The sequence below is a fragment of the Streptomyces laurentii genome, assembly GCF_040635425.1.
GTDB classification, from domain to species: domain Bacteria; phylum Actinomycetota; class Actinomycetes; order Streptomycetales; family Streptomycetaceae; genus Streptomyces; species Streptomyces laurentii.
The window spans coordinates 19,307-36,468 of the sequence record NZ_JBEYHT010000042.1 but is presented as its reverse complement, the minus strand read 5'-3'; the positions used below and the strand labels follow the sequence as shown (position 1 = coordinate 36,468).

The 17,162-nt window shown below is 72.2% G+C and carries 15 protein-coding genes; 12 read left to right on the top strand and 3 right to left on the bottom strand.

The genetic code is table 11. The annotated features are described in order from the left end of the window. Nucleotides 1–25 precede the first annotated feature (25 nt). From ABZ693_RS23935 to mutM, 5 genes are all read left to right on the top strand, one after another. Complete coding sequence (locus ABZ693_RS23935) at nt 26–1,123, top strand: cell division initiation protein (protein ID WP_359880762.1); 1,098 nt, start codon at nt 26–28, stop codon at nt 1,121–1,123. A gap of 168 nt (nt 1,124–1,291) precedes the next feature. Beyond that, nucleotides 1,292–1,957, top strand: a complete 666-nt coding sequence (locus tag ABZ693_RS23930; RefSeq protein ID WP_359880759.1) for a YceD family protein — start codon at nt 1,292–1,294, stop codon at nt 1,955–1,957. Nucleotides 1,958–1,959: 2 nt separating this feature from the next. Then, on the top strand, nt 1,960–2,133 hold the full coding sequence (rpmF, locus tag ABZ693_RS23925; RefSeq protein WP_030195083.1) for a 50S ribosomal protein L32: 174 nt from the start codon (nt 1,960–1,962) through the stop codon (nt 2,131–2,133). A 19-nt stretch (nt 2,134–2,152) separates the two neighbouring features. Further along, nucleotides 2,153–2,971 (top strand): ribonuclease III, encoded by an 819-nt coding sequence (gene rnc, locus ABZ693_RS23920; RefSeq protein WP_359880757.1) that lies wholly within the window; start codon nt 2,153–2,155, stop codon nt 2,969–2,971. A 220-nt stretch (nt 2,972–3,191) separates the two neighbouring features. Next, nucleotides 3,192–4,061 carry a bifunctional DNA-formamidopyrimidine glycosylase/DNA-(apurinic or apyrimidinic site) lyase gene (mutM, locus tag ABZ693_RS23915; protein ID WP_359880754.1) on the top strand — a complete coding sequence of 290 codons (870 nt, stop codon included), beginning with the start codon at nt 3,192–3,194 and terminating at the stop codon, nt 4,059–4,061. Between the two features lie 52 nt (nt 4,062–4,113). On the opposite strand, the gene ABZ693_RS23910 is transcribed toward mutM, so the two are convergent. Further along, entirely contained in the window at nt 4,114–4,509 is a 396-nt protein-coding gene (locus ABZ693_RS23910; protein WP_359880751.1) for a winged helix-turn-helix transcriptional regulator, read from the bottom strand. A gap of 125 nt (nt 4,510–4,634) precedes the next feature. Between ABZ693_RS23910 and ABZ693_RS23905 the strand changes: the two genes are divergently transcribed. After that, the gene (locus tag ABZ693_RS23905; protein ID WP_359880748.1) at nt 4,635–5,231 is read left to right on the top strand and encodes a flavodoxin family protein; all 597 of its coding nucleotides are present in this window, start codon (nt 4,635–4,637) and stop codon (nt 5,229–5,231) included. Nucleotides 5,232–5,339: 108 nt separating this feature from the next. Here the strand turns inward: ABZ693_RS23905 and ABZ693_RS23900 are convergent, their stop codons facing one another. After that, nucleotides 5,340–6,320: a CAP domain-containing protein gene (locus ABZ693_RS23900; RefSeq protein WP_359880745.1), complete on the bottom strand. Its 981-nt coding sequence runs from the start codon at nt 6,318–6,320 to the stop codon at nt 5,340–5,342. Nucleotides 6,321–6,535: 215 nt separating this feature from the next. Between ABZ693_RS23900 and ABZ693_RS23895 the strand changes: the two genes are divergently transcribed. From ABZ693_RS23895 to ftsY, 5 genes are all read left to right on the top strand, one after another. Then, entirely contained in the window at nt 6,536–6,817 is a 282-nt protein-coding gene (locus ABZ693_RS23895) for an acylphosphatase (protein ID WP_359880743.1), read from the top strand. A gap of 403 nt (nt 6,818–7,220) precedes the next feature. Then, nucleotides 7,221–7,439: a hypothetical protein gene (locus tag ABZ693_RS23890; RefSeq protein ID WP_359880741.1), complete on the top strand. Its 219-nt coding sequence runs from the start codon at nt 7,221–7,223 to the stop codon at nt 7,437–7,439. Between the two features lie 272 nt (nt 7,440–7,711). After that, nucleotides 7,712–11,278: a chromosome segregation protein SMC gene (gene smc / locus ABZ693_RS23885; RefSeq protein ID WP_359880738.1), complete on the top strand. Its 3,567-nt coding sequence runs from the start codon at nt 7,712–7,714 to the stop codon at nt 11,276–11,278. Between the two features lie 138 nt (nt 11,279–11,416). Further along, a complete protein-coding gene (locus ABZ693_RS23880; RefSeq protein WP_359880735.1) occupies nt 11,417–12,850 on the top strand; it encodes a sugar porter family MFS transporter in 1,434 nt (477 codons plus the stop codon). A 238-nt stretch (nt 12,851–13,088) separates the two neighbouring features. After that, nucleotides 13,089–14,339, top strand: a complete 1,251-nt coding sequence (gene ftsY / locus ABZ693_RS23875; protein WP_359880732.1) for a signal recognition particle-docking protein FtsY — start codon at nt 13,089–13,091, stop codon at nt 14,337–14,339. Between the two features lie 86 nt (nt 14,340–14,425). Here ftsY and ABZ693_RS23870 read toward each other — a convergent pair whose 3' ends face one another. Further along, nucleotides 14,426–15,091 carry a bifunctional DNA primase/polymerase gene (locus tag ABZ693_RS23870; protein ID WP_359880730.1) on the bottom strand — a complete coding sequence of 222 codons (666 nt, stop codon included), beginning with the start codon at nt 15,089–15,091 and terminating at the stop codon, nt 14,426–14,428. A 440-nt stretch (nt 15,092–15,531) separates the two neighbouring features. On the opposite strand from ABZ693_RS23870, the gene nsdA reads away from it, so the two are divergent. Continuing rightward, a complete protein-coding gene (nsdA, locus tag ABZ693_RS23865; RefSeq protein ID WP_359880727.1) occupies nt 15,532–17,001 on the top strand; it encodes a transcriptional repressor NsdA in 1,470 nt (489 codons plus the stop codon). Nucleotides 17,002–17,162 lie beyond the last annotated feature (161 nt).

Here is a 17,162-nt window from a genome sequence, read left to right as displayed (position 1 = left end):
CAGCTGTAGAGAGTGGCGAGCCCCGGTGGACGTGCAGAAGAAGCTCGACGACATCGTCGCGACGGTCCGAAACGCCCGCTCCATGCCGATGTCGGCATCGTGCGTGGTCAACCGGGCCGACCTGCTGGCGCTGCTCGAAGAGGTCCGCGAGGCCCTGCCCGGCTCCCTCGCCCAGGCGCAGGAGCTGATCGGCGGGCGCGAGCGGATGGTCGAGGACGCCCGTCGTGAGGCCGAGCGGATCATCGAGGCCGCCCACGCCGAGCGCGGCTCGATCGTCTCCGACTCCCAGGTCGCCCGGCAGTCCCAGGACGAGGCCGACCGCATCCTCGGCGACGCCCGCCGGGAGGCCGAGGAGGTCCGCGCGGAGGCCGACGACTACGTCGACTCCAAGCTGGCCAACTTCGAGGTCGTCCTCAACAAGACCATCGCCGCCGTCGACCGCGGCCGCGAGAAGCTCCTCGGCCGCGGCCCCGGGCTCGACGCGGACGGCTACCCCGACACGGACGCCCCCGAGTACAGCTCCGACCCGCAGACCCTGATCCAGCGCGCCGACGGCTACGTGGACACCAAGCTGGGCGCCTTCGAGGCCGTGCTCTCCACGACCCTGGAGGCCGTCGGCCGGGGCCGCCAGAAGCTCCTGGGCCGGATCGCCAGCGACGACCTCGGCGAGCACATGGCCGCCCAGGACGCGGCCGGCAACCCGCTGCACACCAGCGACGCCGACTACCTGGCCGGCCTCGCGGAGCTGGCGACCCCCGAGCCCGTGCAGATCCCGGCGCGGCAGACCGCCCCGCAGCCGGCCGCGCCGGCCCCGGCCGACCCGTACGGGTACCCGCAGCAGCCCGCCCAGGACCCGTACGGCTATCCGCAGCAGCCCACGCAGGACCCGTACGGGTACCAGCCGCAGCAGGGCGACCCGTACGCGTACCAGCAGACGGCCGATCCGTACGGCTACCAGCAACAGGCCGCCGGCCCGCAGACCGGCCAGGTCCACGGCGGGCAGGTCCCGGGCCAGGGGCAGCCGGGGACAGGCTCGCTCGACGAGACCAGCTTCTTCGACACGAGCATGATCGACCTGGAGCAGCTGCGCCGCTACGAGCAGGGCCACGACCAGGGACGCTGACCCGGGGCGGGTCCGGTCCGGGCCCGGAGCCGACCCGCTCCGGGTCCGGACAGGCTTCGGGACCACACCCGGATTGGGCTCTGAGCGAAGCGTCCAGTATTCTGGCTGTTCGGTCGCGCGTATTCCGCGATCCGTGCTGCCCACGTCTGGCAGTCCCCTCACGTCGTCGTGAACGATCCGAAAGCAGGAAGAGCCCTGAGCACGCGCCTCGACCACCGCAATCCCCTCGTGTTCGATACGCACGAGCTGGGACGGCGTCCTGGTGCCCTGCAGCGGCTTTCCCGCACGGTCGACGCCCCCAGGGACCTGGGGATCGAGGGAGTCATCGGAGTGCCCGAGGGTACGCCGGTGGAGATCGAGCTCCGTCTCGAGTCGGTCATGGACGGGGTGCTTGTCACAGGCACCGCCCGTGCGACCGCCGAGGGGGAGTGCGTAAGGTGTCTGGAGCCCGTCGAGTTCGACCTCGACGCGGACTTCCAGGAAATGTTCTCGTACCCCGACTCCGACGACCGGGGCCGCTCCAAGGCGGCCGCGGACGACGAAGACGAGGAAGGCGAGGACATGACCCCCCTCGAGGACGGCTTGTTCGACCTCGAGCCGGTGCTGCGTGATGCGGTGGTGCTCGCACTGCCGATGCAGCCGGTGTGCCGGGAGGACTGTGCGGGTCTGTGCTCCGACTGTGGAGCCAACCTGAACGAGAACCCGGACCACCACCATGACGTCGCCGACATCCGTTGGGCGGCGCTGCAGGGACTCGCCGGTTCGCTGGGAACCGATGAGAAGGACAACATGAGCGACGCCGCATCCGGTGTCGACGAGAAGCAGGAGAAGTAGCCGTGGCTGTTCCGAAGCGGAAGATGTCGCGCAGCAACACGCGCCACCGCCGGTCGCAGTGGAAGGCTGCGGTCACCCCCCTGGTTTCGTGCGAGCGTTGCCAGGAGCCGAAGCAGCAGCACATCGCGTGCCCGAGCTGCGGCACCTACAACAAGCGCCAGGTCCTCTCGGTCTGAGAGGCTGGTGAGAGGCACGATGTCTGACCACGTCAACTCAGCCTCGTCCCACACGCTTCTGGAAGGGCGGCTCGGGTATCAGCTCGAGTCCGCCCTTCTGGTGCGTGCGCTCACCCACCGTTCGTACGCCTACGAGAACGGCGGTCTGCCCACCAACGAGCGACTGGAGTTCCTCGGGGACTCCGTGCTCGGCCTGGTGGTCACGGACACGCTGTACCGCGGCCATCCCGATCTCCCGGAAGGCCAGCTGGCCAAACTCCGGGCCGCGGTGGTCAACTCGCGGGCGCTGGCGGAGGTGAGCCGCGGCCTCGACCTTGGCTCCTTCATCCGGCTCGGCCGGGGTGAAGAGGGCACGGGCGGCCGGGACAAGGCCTCCATTCTGGCCGACACCCTTGAAGCGGTGATCGGCGCGGTCTATCTCGACCAGGGTCTCGACGCGGCGTCCGAGCTGGTGCACCGGCTCTTCGACCCGCTGATCGAGAAGTCCTCGAACCTCGGTGCCGGCCTGGACTGGAAGACCAGTCTCCAGGAGCTGACCGCGTCCGAGGGGCTGGGGGTTCCGGAGTACCTCGTCAGTGAAGAGGGTCCGGACCACGAGAAGATCTTCACGGCTGCCGCCCGCGTCGGTGGTGTCTCGTACGGCACCGGCACCGGCCGCAGCAAGAAGGAAGCGGAGCAGCAGGCGGCGGAGTCCGCCTGGCGCGCGATTCGCGCGGCCGCGGACGAGCGTGAGGCGGCGGCCAAGGCCGTGGCCGAGGGCACCGCGACGAGCACGAACACGGGCGATGCGGGAGAGGCCGCCGACACCTCTTCCCCGAAGGGCCGGGCCTCGGCCTGATCTTTCGTTTCCTTCCTTCCTCGCACGAGGCGATGCCCCCGCTTCCGGCTCCGGCCGGGACGGGGGCATCGTGCTGCCGTCGGCGGCCGGGGCCGTGGTTCGTGCGCCGGGCCGGGCTGTCGGAGAGCGGCGGTAGGCTGCCAGGAGTACGTGAGACGCGTGACGCGGGCGACGCGAGTGGCCCGTGTGACGCACGCGAGGCGAGTTCCGAGGAGTCCCGTTGCCCGAGTTGCCCGAGGTCGAGGTCGTCCGGCGCGGTCTTGAGCGCTGGGTCGCCGGGCGCACGGTCGCCGAGGTCGAGGTCCTGCACCCGCGGGCCGTACGGCGTCATGTGGCGGGCGGGGCCGACTTCGCGGCGCGGCTCGCGGGACAGCGCTTCGGGGTGGCGCGGCGGCGCGGCAAGTATCTGTGGCTGCCGCTCGCCGAGGGCGACGCGTCGGTGCTCGGACACCTGGGCATGAGCGGTCAGCTCCTGGTCCAGCCCGAGGACACGGCGGACGAGAAGCACCTGCGGATACGCGTACGGTTCGACGACGCGGCCGGCACCGAGCTGCGCTTCGTCGATCAGCGCACCTTCGGCGGCCTGTCGCTGCACGACACCGCCCCGGACAGCACGGACGGCCTGCCCGACGTCATCGCGCACATCGCCCGCGATCCGCTCGACCCGGAGTTCGACGACGAGGCCTTCCAGCGCGCGCTGCGGCTGCGCCGTACGACGGTCAAGCGGGCGCTGCTCGACCAGTCGCTGATCAGCGGAGTCGGCAACATCTACGCCGACGAGGCGCTGTGGCGCAGCAGGCTGCACTACGACCGGCCGACCGCGACCATGACCCGGCCGCGCTCGGCGGAGCTGCTCGGGCACGTCCGGGACGTGATGAACGCGGCGCTCGCGGCCGGCGGCACCAGTTTCGACGCGCTGTACGTCAACGTGAACGGGGAGTCCGGCTACTTCGACCGCTCGCTCGACGCCTACGGGCGGGAGGGCGAGCCGTGCCACCGCTGCGGTACGCCGATGCGCCGCCGCCCGTGGATGAACCGGTCCAGCTACTTCTGCCCGCGCTGCCAGCGCCCGCCGCGCGCCGGCGCGTGACCGGGGCGCCCGCGGTGTCGTGGGCGGCAGGGGCCTTCGAGACCTTCGGGGCTCAGGCCTGGGCGTCGGTTTCGGCGCGCCGGGTGTCGTAGGCGTCCCGGGCTTCGAGTACCTCGGGCATCCGGCCCTCGACCAGCTCGATCAGACCGATCAGCCGCCCGGCGACCTCCCGGCCCAGCGGCGTCAGCCGGTAGTCGACCCGCGGCGGATTGGTGAGCTGCGCCTCGCGGTGGACGAGTCCGTCCCGCTCCAGGGCGTGCAGCGTCTGCGACAGCATCTTCTCGCTCACCCCGTCGACCCGCCGCCGCAGCTCGTTGAAGCGGAACGTGCCGTCGTACAGCGCGCCCAGGGTGAGGCTGCCCCAGCGGCCCGTCACGTGCTCCAGCGTGCCGCGCGACGGGCACGCGCGCGCGAACACGTCGAAGGCGAGGTCGTCGGCGTCGGTCATGTCCCCACCGTACTCCAGCACAGCGCTTCCGGCCCCGAAAGCGCTAACCAAAAGTTTGTGCTTTCTGAAAGTTAGTGTTCTACTCCTTGGTGTTCGTCCCCCACGCCTTCTTCCAGGGAGTACCCGTGCCCACGTCTGTCGTCGTCTCCATCGCCTACCACTCCGGCTACGGCCACACCGCCGTCCTGGCCGAGGCCGTCCGGGCCGGCGCCGCGGACACCGGCGCCACCGTCCACCTGATCAAGGTCGACGAGATCACCGACGCCGAGTGGGAGCTGCTCGACGCCTCCGACGCGATCGTCTTCGGCTCCCCGACCTACATGGGCACCGCCTCCGGCGCCTTCCACCAGTTCGCCGAGGCCACCTCGAAGCGCTGGGCCACCGACGCCTGGCTGGACAAGCTCGCCGCCGGCTTCACCAACTCCGGCTCGAAGAGCGGCGACAAGCCGCACACCCTGCAGTTCTTCCAGACCCTGGCCGGCCAGCACGGCATGACCTGGGTCAACCTGGGCCTCAAGCCCGGCTGGAACGCCACCGACGCCTCCGAGAACGACCTCAACCGCCTCGGCATCTTCGCGGGCGCCGGCGCCCAGACCCCCGTCGACGCCGGACCGGAGGCCGTCCACAAGTCGGACCTCGCCACCGCCGAGCACCTCGGCCGCCGCGTCGCGACCATCGCCCGCTCCTTCGCCCTCGGCAAGGCCGCGGCCACGGCCGCCTGACCGAAGCCGTCGGCAGACGTACGCGCGCGTACGCGAAGGGCTCCGTCACCGGGCAGGTGACGGAGCCCTTCACACGTTCTCGCGTCGGTCACGCGCGGGACTCCCGGCTCAGAGGCCGAAGTCCTGCGTCCACCACGGGCCGCCGGAGCCGAAGTGCACGCCGACGCCGAGCGAGGTGTACGTGCAGTTCAGGATGTTCGCGCGGTGGCCGTCGCTGGCCATCCACGACGCCATCACCGCGGCGGCGTCCACCTGGCCGCGGGCGATGTTCTCCGCACCCAGGCCCTTGACGCCGGCCTTCGCGGCGCGCGCCCAGGGGGTGGCGCCGTCGGGGTCGGTGTGGTCGAAGAAGTTGCGGGCCGCCATGTCGGCGCTGAGCGCGCCGGCCAGCGAGGCGAGGTCCGTGTTCGAGCGGACGGCGGAGCAGCCCACCTTGGCGCGCTCGACGTTCACCAGACGGACCACCTCGGCCTCGGCGGCCGCCTCGCGCACGCTGAGCGGGCGCGTGCTCGCGGTCGGCGCCGGGGCCACCGGCTTCGGGGCGGGCTGGGACGGCTGGGACGGCTGGGACGTCTTGGTCGGCTTGGGCGCCGGCTTGGGCGCGGGCTTCAGTGCCGGGGCCACCGGCTTCGGGGCCGCGGGCGTCCGGGCCGGCGCGGCGGCCGGAGCCTTGGGCGCGCTGGTCTTCGGCGCGGCGGTCTTCGGCGCTACGGGCTTGGGCGTGGGCGTCGGCTTCGGCGCGGCCGTCGTGGGGGAGGGCTTCGCGGGCGCGGGCTTCGCCGGCGCGGCCGGGGCCTTCGGCGCCGGGGGAGCCGCGGGGGTGGCCGTCCCGCTCGTGACGGGCCCGTCGGTGCGCTGCCCGGCCGGGCTCTCCGTGTTCGCCGAGGCGCCGCCCTGCGTCGTCAGCCGCGGCGCCTGCTCGGCCCGGGCCTGACGCCCGTCCGCGCTCGTCTCGCCGAAGGTGAACACGTCGCCGCCGGGCAGGAGCCCCGTGGCGACGGCGATCGCACCGGCCGCGACCGCCACGGAGACACCGAGCAGCCCGGTCTTCACGGGTGCGCCGCGTCGTATGCCGCGATGGCGTCCCATCTGCTCAGCCTCCCTGACTGGACGGTGATCTCGCTGGACGGTGAGCTCGGCCGGCGCTCCGCCGGCTCCGCGCCGGTCCTCGCCGATCTTTGCTTCTGTGGATCCGGTCAAGACGGACACGGCCGAACGGGTGAGCCCCGTTCCGTCGGTACCGTACGTCATGACATGAGGGGGCTGACGTGCTCGTTCCGTGATCCGACCGCTAGCGTGCAGCCATGGATGACGAGGTACGGATGACCGCCTGGGTGCGCGGCCGGGTACAGGGAGTGGGCTTCCGCTGGTTCACCAGGGCAAACGCGCTGGAGATCGGTGGGCTCGTCGGCTTCGCCCTGAACCTCGACGACGGCCGGGTCCAGGTCGTGGCCGAGGGCCCGCGTGAGAATTGCCACCGCCTGCTCGACTGGCTGCGGTCCGACGACACGCCCGGCCGGGTCGACGGCGTGACTGAGATCTGGGACACGCCGCGCGGCATCTACGACACCTTCGCGGTCCGCTGAAGGCCGCTCCCGATCATGCTCCCGGACCCCGCCCGAGACCCCGGAACGGCCTCGGGCGGACCACCGACAGCCGGTGACGGAGAGTGAAAACTTCCTGGTGACTGCCGAGGCGGGGTTGCCGCACCCCACCACGCGGGTAAGGATGATCCGGTACGCCCCTCGGGCACCGAGACGCGAGGCACCGCCGCTTCCGACGCGGCCGCGAGCCCCCCGGTGGCCCCTTGGCCCCGGGCGTGATCGTGTTGACCGTCAAACTTTTTGGTGAGACTCTGGAAGCCCCGCGCACCTTAGCTGTTCGACCGTGAGAACCGGCACGACAAGAGCACGGCCGAGCACCGCGGGTGCGAATCCCTCACGACCCACACCGCTTCGGTCGGTCACTCAGTGTGGAGGACCATCCATCATGGCAAAGGCGCTTCTCGGTTACGTCGGCGGCTCCGACCCGCGACTCCTCGCCGAGATGCGACGGCTTCAGCAGCGTGTCCAGGACCTCGAGTCCGAGCTGGTTCGGATCCAGTCCGAGAACGACACGCTGACCGCTGCCGCCGCCCAGCACCAGGGAGACTCGCTGCTGGACAGCATCGAACTCGACGTCACCAAGGCGGAGCCCGCGCTCACCTGAGGTGTTCCCGCCCCATCGGGCCGGATGAGGAACCCCTCCCCGCCGGCTCACGGTACGACTGGACTCGCGTACAGCCGGACACGTACCGGACCTGCAAGGGGCGCTTCGGCGTCCCTTCTCTCTTGTGTCCCTCTCGCGCCACCCCCGCGCGTCCTCCCCGTACCCGCTGTGCGCACACCCCCACCCCTGGGCGGATCATCACGGTCCTTGGGGGAGGGTGTGCCCTGTGCGTTCCCGGGTGAAACCCGAGACCCCCGGTAGAGTCCGCAGGCGTGCACCTCAAGGCCTTGACGCTCCGCGGATTCAAGTCGTTCGCCTCCGCCACCACGCTGCGGTTCGAACCCGGGATCACCTGCGTCGTCGGCCCCAACGGCTCCGGCAAGTCCAACGTCGTGGACGCCCTGTCCTGGGTCATGGGCGAACAGGGTGCCAAGTCACTGCGTGGCGGCAAGATGGAAGACGTCATCTTCGCCGGCACCACCGGCCGCCCCCCGCTCGGCCGCGCCGAGGTCTCCCTGACCATCGACAACTCCGACGGCGCGCTGCCCATCGACTACGCCGAGGTCACGATCACCCGGATCATGTTCCGCGGCGGCAGCAGCGAGTACCAGATCAACGGCGACACCTGCCGGCTCCTCGACATCCAGGACCTCCTCTCCGACTCCGGCATCGGCCGCGAGATGCACGTCATCGTCGGCCAGGGACAGCTCGACTCCGTCCTGCACGCCGACCCCATGGGCCGCCGCGCCTTCATCGAGGAAGCCGCCGGCGTTCTCAAACACCGCAAGCGCAAGGAGAAGGCGCTGCGGAAACTCGACGCGATGCGCGCCAACCTCGCCCGCGTCCAGGACCTCGCCGACGAACTCCGCCGCCAGCTCAAACCCCTCGGCCGGCAGGCCGCCGTCGCCCGCCGCGCCGCCGTCATCCAGGCCGATCTGCGCGACGCCCGGCTGCGCCTGCTCGCCGACGACCTCGTACGCCTCCGGCAGGCACTCCAGGCCGAGATCGCGGACGAGGCCGCCCTGCTCGCCCGCAAGGAGAGCACCGAGACCGCGCTGAAAGCGGCCCTCGCCCGCGAGGCCGAACTGGAGGACGCCACCCGCCGTCTCACGCCCCGGCTCCAGCGCGCCCAGCAGACCTGGTACGAGCTGTCGCAGCTCGCCGAACGCGTCCGAGGCACCGTCTCCCTCGCCGACGCGCGCGTCACCAGCGCCGCCGCCCAGCCCCCCGAGGAACGGCGCGGCCGCGACCCCGAGGACCTCGAACGCGAGGCCGCCCGCGTCCGCGAACAGGAAGCCGAACTCGAAGCAGCGCTGGAAGCCGCCGCCCGCGCCCTCGATGACACCGTCGCCCACCGCGCCGAACTGGAAGCGGCCCTCGCCGCCGAGGAACGCCGCCTGAAGGACCGGGCCCGCGCCCTCGCCGACCGCCGCGAAGGACTCGCCCGGCTGCGCGGACAAGTGGGCGCCGCCCGCTCGCGCGCCGCCTCCGCCCAGGCCGAGATCGGCCGGCTCGCCGACGCCCGCGACGAGGCCCGGGACCGGGCCACCCACGCCCAGGAGGAGTACGAGCGGCTGCAGGCCGAAGTCGACGGCCAGGGCGCCGGGGAGACCGAACTCGGCGAACGCCACGAGGCCGCCCGCCGCGCCCTCGCCGCCGCCGAGACCGCGCTCACCGCCGCCCGCGAGACCGCCGCCGACACCGACCGGGCCCGCGCCGCCACCCGCGCCCGCCACGACGCCCTCGCCCCCGGACTGCGCCGCAAGGACGGCACCGGCACCCTCCTCGCCGCCGGCCTCACCGGCCTGATCGGCCCCGCCGCCACCCTCCTCACGGTCACCCCCGGCCACGAGCTCCCGCTCGCCACCGCCCTCGGCGCCGCCGCCGACGCGCTCGCCGTCACCGACCCGGCCACCGCCGCCGACGCCCTGCGCCTGCTCCGTAAGCAGGACGCGGGCCGTGCCTCCCTGCTCCTGGCCGCCGCGGACCCCGGACCGGATCTCCCCGCGGAGACCGCGCCCGTCAGCATCGGCTCCGTCAGCGCGCTGCCCGCCGCCGGACTCGTCACCGGCCCCGCCGAACTCATGGGCACCGTACGGGCTCTGCTCCGCGACATCGTCGTGGTCGACGGCCTCGACGAAGCCGTCACCGTCGTGCGGACCCGCCCCACGCTGACCGCGGTCACCGCCGAGGGCGACCTGCTCGGCGCCCACCTCGCCCACGGCGGCTCCGCCGGAGCGCCCAGCCTCCTCGAAGTCCAGGCCTCCGTGGACGAGGCCGCCGCGGAACTCGCCGCGCTCGACGTCCAGTGCGCCGAATCCGCCGCCGCCCGCGAGGCGGCGACCGCGCACCGGGACGAAGCGGCCCGCCTCCTCGACGAACTCGCCGAACGGCGCCGCGCCACCGACCGCGAACGGTCCGCCGTGGCCCAGCAGCTCGGCCGGCTCGCCGGACAGGCCCGCGGCGCGGCGGGGGAGGCGGAACGGACCGCCGCGGCCGCCGGCCGTGCCGAGGAAGCACTCGAACGCGCCCTCGCCGAAGCCGAGGAACTCGCCGAACGGCTCCTCGCCGCCGAGGACACCCCAGCCGAGGAGGAACCCGACACCGCCGACCGCGACCGGCTCGCGATCGACGGATCCAACGCGCGCCAGACCGAGATGGAGGCCCGCCTCCAGGTCCGTACCCACGAGGAACGCGTCAAGGGCCTGGCCGGCCGCGCCGGCTCCCTCGACCGCGCGGCCCGCGCCGAACGCGAGGCCCGCGCCCGCGCCGAGCGGCGCCGCGCCCGGCTGCGCCACGAGACTCAGGTGGCCGGCGCCGTCTCCGCAGGCGCCCGCCAGCTGCTCGCCCACATCGACGTGTCCCTCACCCGCGCCGAAGAGGAACGCACCCGCGCCGACGCCGCCAAGACCGCCCGCGAGCAGGACCTCACCGCCGCCCGCGCCCAGGGCCGCGACCTCAAGTCCGCCCTCGACAAGCTCACCGACTCGGTGCACCGCGGCGAGGTCCTCGGCGCCGAGAAACGGCTGCGGATCGAACAGCTGGAGACCCGCGCCCTGGAGGAGCTGGGCGTCGAGGCGGCCGTCCTCGTCGAGGAGTACGGCCCCGACCAGCCCGTACCGCCGTCACCGCCCGCCGACGGCACGGGGCCGGAGCCGGAGACGGAGGCGGACGACCGGCCGCGTCCCTTCGTCCGTACGGAGCAGGAGAAGCGACTGAAGGCCGCCGAACGGGCGTACCAGCAGCTCGGGAAGGTGAATCCGCTCGCCCTGGAGGAGTTCGCCGCCCTGGAGGAACGGCACAAGTTCCTCTCCGAACAACTGGACGACCTGAAGAAGACCCGCGCCGACCTCCTCCAGGTCGTCAAGGAAGTGGACCAGCGCGTCGAACAGGTCTTCACCGAGGCCTACCGGGACACCGCCCGCGAGTTCGAAGGCGTCTTCGCCCGGCTCTTCCCCGGCGGTGAGGGCCGGCTCCTGCTCACCGACCCGGACGACATGCTCGCCACTGGCATCGAGGTCGAGGCCCGCCCGCCCGGCAAGAAGGTCAAGCGGCTGTCGCTGCTGTCCGGCGGCGAACGCTCGCTGACCGCCGTCGCCCTGCTCGTCTCCATCTTCAAGGCCCGGCCCAGCCCCTTCTACGTGATGGACGAGGTCGAGGCGGCGCTCGACGACACCAACCTCCAGCGGCTGATCCGCATCATGCGGGAACTCCAGGAGTCCTCCCAGCTGATCGTGATCACCCATCAGAAGCGGACGATGGAGGTGGCCGACGCGCTGTACGGCGTGTCGATGCAGGGCGACGGCGTCTCGAAGGTCATCAGCCAGCGACTGCGCTGAGCGCGGCGACCGTACGGGTGGAGCGGGGGGCCTTGGGCACGGGGCCTTCGAGTGGTAGGCGGCGGGAAGTTGTGCGCCACTGGAAGGGCTCGCCCCGCCCGCACCGGCCACGCCGCCGCCGGAGCTCCGAGGAGACCCGTGACCAGCACCGCCGAGGCCCCGCCTCCGCCGTCCCCCGAAGGCCGGTCGGCCCACCCCGACCACATCGGGCACGTCATCTTCATCACGGCGTCCGCGGCCATGGGCGGCTTCCTCTTCGGCTACGACAGCGCCGTCATCAACGGCGCCGTCGAAGCGATCCGCGACCGCTACAACATCGGCTCCGCCACGCTCGCCCAGGTCATCGCCATCGCCCTGATCGGCTGCGCCATCGGCGCCGCCACCGCGGGCCGGATCGCCGACCGCATCGGCCGCATCCGGTGCATGCGGATCGCCTCCGTCCTCTTCACCATCAGCGCCGTCGGCTCGGCGCTCCCCTTCGCCCTCTGGGACCTCGCCTTCTGGCGGATCGTCGGCGGCTTCGCCATCGGCATGGCGTCGGTGATCGGCCCCGCCTACATCGCCGAGGTCGCCCCCGCCGCGTACCGCGGCCGCCTCGGGTCCTTCCAGCAGGCCGCCATCGTCATCGGCATCGCCATCTCCCAGCTCGTCAACTTCGGCATCCTCCAGATCGCCGGCGGCGAGCAGCGCGGCAAGATCGGCGGCCTCGAGGCATGGCAGTGGATGCTCGGCGTGATGGTCGTACCGGCCCTGCTCTACGGGATGCTCTCCTTCGCCATCCCCGAGTCCCCCCGCTACCTCATCGCCTCCGGCCGGCCCGACAAGGCCAAGAAGGTGCTCGCCGAAGTCGAGGGCCACGGCGTCGACCTGGACCGCCGCGTCGCCGAGATCGACCAGGCCATGCGCAGCGAACACAAGTCCACGTTCGGGGACCTGTTCACCCCCGGCAGCAAGATCAAATTCCTGCCCATCGTCTGGGTCGGCATCGGACTGTCCGTCTTCCAGCAGCTCGTCGGCATCAACGTCGCCTTCTACTACTCCGCGACCCTCTGGCAGTCCGTCGGCATCGACCCGTCAGGCTCCTTCTTCTACTCGTTCACCACATCGATCATCAACATCATCGGCACGGTCATCGCCATGGTCCTCGTCGACCGCATCGGCCGCCGCCCGCTCGCCCTCATCGGATCCACCGGCATGGCCACCGCCCTGGGCGTCGAAGCCTGGGCCTTCTCCGCCGAACTCGTCCACGGCAAGCTCCCCAGCCCCCAAGGCGCGATCGCCCTCGTCGCCGCCCACGTCTTCGTACTCTTCTTCGCCCTGTCGTGGGGCGTGGTCGTCTGGGTCTTCCTCGGCGAGATGTTCCCCAACCGCATCCGCGCGGCCGCCATCGGCGTCGCCGCCTCCGCCCAGTGGATCGCCAACTGGGCCATCACCGCCAGCTTCCCGTCCCTCGCCGGCTGGAACCTGTCCGGCACCTATGTCATCTACGCGTCCTTCGCGGTCCTCTCGATCCCGTTCGTGCTCCTGTTCGTGAAGGAGACGAAGGGCAAGACGCTGGAGGAGATGGGGTAGGCGGGTACGCCTTCGGGCGCGGAGGTACGGGGGAGGGGGCGGCCCGCACGGGTAGGCGCCGAGAGCGAACCCCGCACGCGACCGTGCCCGGGGTAGGCCCTTCCCGTACGCGTCGGTGGCACCGGCAAGGAGTGCCCCGCATGGCATCGCGCCCCGGGCGGGACCGGCATTCCGGCCTCGCCCCACCCGTCCCGGGAGTCGCCGTCGGGCGCCGAATGTCACGCATACTGGACGGACCATGGAACTCATCCTTGCTGTAGTCATCGCTGTCGTCGTCGCGGTCGCCGTGACCGGCGGGCTCGTGATCAGCGGTCGCAAGAAGAAGCAGCTGCCGCCGGCCGAGCCGCCGTCCACCGCGCCGACCATCACCGCGCCCCCCGCCGAGCCGCATGTCGGCGACGAGGCGGAGGCGCCGCGGGAAGAAACACGCCGGACCGTCGAGGAGGTCGGACTCCCGGAGACGGAGACGGAGACGGAGACGGCCGAGGCGACCGCGGAGCCCGAGGCTCCCGTCGTCACCGAGCCGGAGGCCCCGGCGGCGCCCGCCGTCGAGGTGCCCGAGCCGACCGCCGGCCGCCTGGTGCGGCTGCGGGCGCGGCTCTCCCGCTCCCAGAACTCGCTCGGCAAGGGACTGCTCACGCTGCTGTCCCGCGAGCACCTCGACGAGGACACCTGGGAGGAGATCGAGGAGACCCTCCTCACCGCCGACGTCGGTGTCGCGCCCACCCAGGAGCTGGTCGAGCGGCTGCGTGACCGGGTCAAGGTGCTCGGCACCCGTACCCCCGAGGAGCTGCGCGGCCTGCTGCGCGAGGAGCTCGTCGCCCTGCTCGGCCCGGACCTCGACCGCGCCGTGAAGACCGAGAGCCCCGAGGACGTCCCGGGCGTCGTCATGGTCGTCGGCGTCAACGGCACCGGCAAGACCACCACCACCGGCAAGCTGGCCCGCGTCCTCGTCGCCGACGGCAAGTCCGTCGTCCTCGGCGCCGCCGACACCTTCCGCGCCGCCGCCGCCGACCAGCTCCAGACCTGGGGCGACCGGGTCGGCGCCCGTACCGTGCGCGGCCCCGAGGGCGGCGACCCGGCCTCGATCGCGTACGACGCGGTCAAGGAAGGCATCGCGGAGAAGGCCGACGTCGTCCTCATCGACACGGCCGGCCGGCTGCACACCAAGACCGGCCTCATGGACGAGCTGGGCAAGGTCAAGCGCGTCGTCGAGAAGCACGGCCCGCTCGACGAGGTGCTCCTCGTCCTCGACGCCACCACCGGCCAGAACGGTCTCATCCAGGCCCGTGTCTTCGCCGAGGTCGTCGCCATCACCGGCATCGTGCTGACCAAGCTCGACGGCACCGCGAAGGGCGGCATCGTCATCGCCGTCCAGCGTGAGCTGGGTGTCCCGGTGAAGCTGATCGGCCTGGGCGAGGGCCCGGACGACCTGGCGCCGTTCGAGCCGGGCGCGTTCGTCGACGCGCTCATCGGCGACCCGTCCTGATCCACCGGTACCCCCGTGGGTACACACGACCGAGGCCCCGCCGATGACGGCGGGGCCTCGGTCGTGTCCGGGCCGGAGACCCGGACTCAGATACCGGCGCGGTGGGTGCGGTGGCAGATGTACGCCAGGGTGCCGAGCAGCAGCCTGGCCTCGGGCGGGGCGCCCGCCGTGTCCAGGGTCGGCGGGCGCAGCCAGCGCACCGGGCCGAGACCGCCGAGGTCCGAGGGCGGCGCGGTGACATGGGAGCCCGGACCCAGACACTGCAGATCCAGATCGGCGTCGTCCCAGCCCATCCGGTAGAGCAGCCGCGGCAGCCCCGCCGACGCGCCCGGCGCCACGAAGAACCGCGCCCGGCCGGTCGGCGTCACACACACCGGCCCCAGCGGCAGCCCCATGCGCTCCAGCCGGATCAGCGCCCGGCGGCCCGCCGCCTCCGCCACGTCCAGCACGTCGAAGGCCCGGCCCACCGGCAGCAGCATCGCCGCCCCCGGATGGCGCGACCAGACCCTGGCCGCCTCGTCGAGACCCGCGCCGGCCGGGACCGGCTCGGCGAAGGACAGCGGATGCGCCCCCGGCGACGTACAGGCGGGATCTCCGCACGAGCAGTGCCCGGCCGGATCCGCCCGCGCCCCCGGGACCACGTCCCAGCCCCACAGTCCGGTGTACTCGGCCACCGCCGTGCACTCCATGGTGCGTACGCGGCGACGTGAGCCGGACCGCATCTCACGAATGCCGCCGATCGTGAAACCCATGCCCCCTCCAACGGGTCGGACGCGCCGGTGGTTACGGACTGAATGTCCGTGCTCGCGCTTTGTCACGCTCCGCCACGCCCAGGGATGGGATTTCTTGGGGTGTACGGATGCACGGTGGGTGGTGCGGAGCGTCGCGCGCGCCTCCTTGCGCTGCGATGCGCCGCCCACGGTCCGTCGCATGTCAAGTGAATCGCGTCCGGCGCGCCGCGCGTTCCAACGAAGGGGTGGCGAATGGTGGCGTTTCCCTAAACGCCATGTCCGGAGGGGTGATCGTAGGATTACCTTCGGTACGCGAACCCCCGCCGTCGAGGACGAAAGACAGTCCGCCAGAGCTAATCCGGCTTCTGTTCGAAGGAGGGCAAACGCCGGACGGGGCCCGGAAGACAGGGCATCCTGGCAGGGGATTCCGAGGGCGACATCAGGCAGATGGGGGCGTTCCAGTGAGCGGCAACGGCGCGGACGGTACGGCTGCCGGAAAGCGCCCGAACGAGCAGCTGGGTTCCTGGTTCGTGCGCAGCGGCTGGTCCAAGGGCGAGCTGGCCCGCCAGGTGAACCGCCGGGCGCGGCAGATGGGCGCCCACCACATCTCCACCGACACCTCCCGGGTGCGCCGCTGGCTCGACGGCGAACAGCCCCGCGAACCCATCCCGCGGATCCTCTCCGAGCTGTTCTCCGAACGCTTCGGCTCCGTCGTCGCCATCGAGGACCTCGGTTTGCGCACCGCCCACCAGACCCCGTCGGTCTCCGGCGTCGACCTGCCCTGGGCCGGCCCGCAGACCGTCGCCCTGCTCAGTGAGTTCTCCCGCAGCGACCTCATGCTCGCCCGCCGCGGCTTCCTCGGCTCCTCGCTCCAGATCGCCGCCGGGCCCGCCCTCATCGAACCCATGCAGCGCTGGCTGGTGCCCACCCCGGCCGCCGACGTCCCGGCCCCGCTCGCCGAGGAGCGGCGCGGCCACCGGCTCTCCCCGCTCGAACTCGACCTGCTGGAGTCGACCACGGCGATGTTCCGCCAGTGGGACGCCCAGTGCGGCGGCGGACTGCGCCGCAAGGCCGTCGTCGGCCAGCTCCACGAGGTCACCGACCTCCTCCAGGAGTCCCAGCGGCCCGAACTCGCCGAGCGCCTCTTCCGCTGCGCCGCCGAGCTCGCCGAACTGGCCGGCTGGATGAGCTACGACGTCGGCCTCCAGCCCACCGCCCAGAAATACTTCGTGCTCGCCCTGCACGCCGCCAAGGAGGCCGGTGACAAGCCCCTCGGCTCGTACATCCTCTCCTCCATGAGCCGGCAGATGATCCACCTCGGACGGCCCGACGACGCCCTCGAACTCATCCACCTCGCCCAGTACGGCAGCCGCGACTGCGCCACCCCGCGCACCCAGTCCATGCTCTACGCGCTGGAGGCCCGCGCCTACGCCAACATGGGCCAGCCCGCCAAGTGCCGGCGCGCCGTGCGGATGGCCGAGGACACCTTCGCCGACGCCGGACTCGACGGCGAGCCCGATCCCGACTGGATCCGTTTCTTCTCCGAGGCCGAGCTCAACGGCGAGAACTCCCACTCCTACCGCGACCTCGCCTATGTCGCCGGACGCTCCCCGACGTACGCCTCGCTCGCCGAACCCGTCATGGAGCGGGCCGTCGAACTGTTCGCGAAGGACACGGAGCGCCAGCGTTCCTACGCCCTCAACCTCGTCGGCATGGCGACCGTCCACCTCCTCAAGCGCGAGCCCGAGCAGTCCGTCGTCCTCGCCGAGCAGGCCCTCGGCATCGCCCGCAAGGTCCGCTCCGAGCGGCTCAACAACCGGCTGCGCAAGACCGTCGACACCGCGGCCCGCGACTTCGGCCACGTTGCCGAGGTCGTCCAGCTCACCGACCGGCTGACCGCCCTGCTCCCCGAGACGGCGGAAGCCGTCTGAGACCGCGGCGCGCCGCGCCGCCCCCGACACCGGCCGCGCCGGCCGTCCCGTAAGCCCGACTCGGCTCCCCCGCCGCACAGGACACACGGACGACCGACGCGGCCGGTCCTCGTGCGCCCGGTGCCGTACCGGGAGGACTCCCCGCCCGACTTCTCGGGCGG

Excerpts from the sequence above, each read along its gene's own strand:
- ABZ693_RS23910 (WP_359880751.1), bottom strand. The coding sequence starts at position 4,509 with ATGACCGACGCCGACGACCTCGCCTTCGACGTGTTCGCGCGCGCGTGC.
- ABZ693_RS23900 (WP_359880745.1), bottom strand. The coding sequence starts at position 6,320 with ATGGGACGCCATCGCGGCATACGACGCGGCGCACCCGTGAAGACCGGG.
- ftsY (WP_359880732.1), top strand. The coding sequence starts at position 13,089 with ATGGAACTCATCCTTGCTGTAGTCATCGCTGTCGTCGTCGCGGTCGCC.
- ABZ693_RS23870 (WP_359880730.1), bottom strand. The coding sequence starts at position 15,091 with ATGGGTTTCACGATCGGCGGCATTCGTGAGATGCGGTCCGGCTCACGT.
- ABZ693_RS23895 (WP_359880743.1), top strand. The coding sequence starts at position 6,536 with ATGGATGACGAGGTACGGATGACCGCCTGGGTGCGCGGCCGGGTACAG.
- rnc (WP_359880757.1), top strand. The coding sequence starts at position 2,153 with ATGTCTGACCACGTCAACTCAGCCTCGTCCCACACGCTTCTGGAAGGG.
- ABZ693_RS23890 (WP_359880741.1), top strand. The coding sequence starts at position 7,221 with ATGGCAAAGGCGCTTCTCGGTTACGTCGGCGGCTCCGACCCGCGACTC.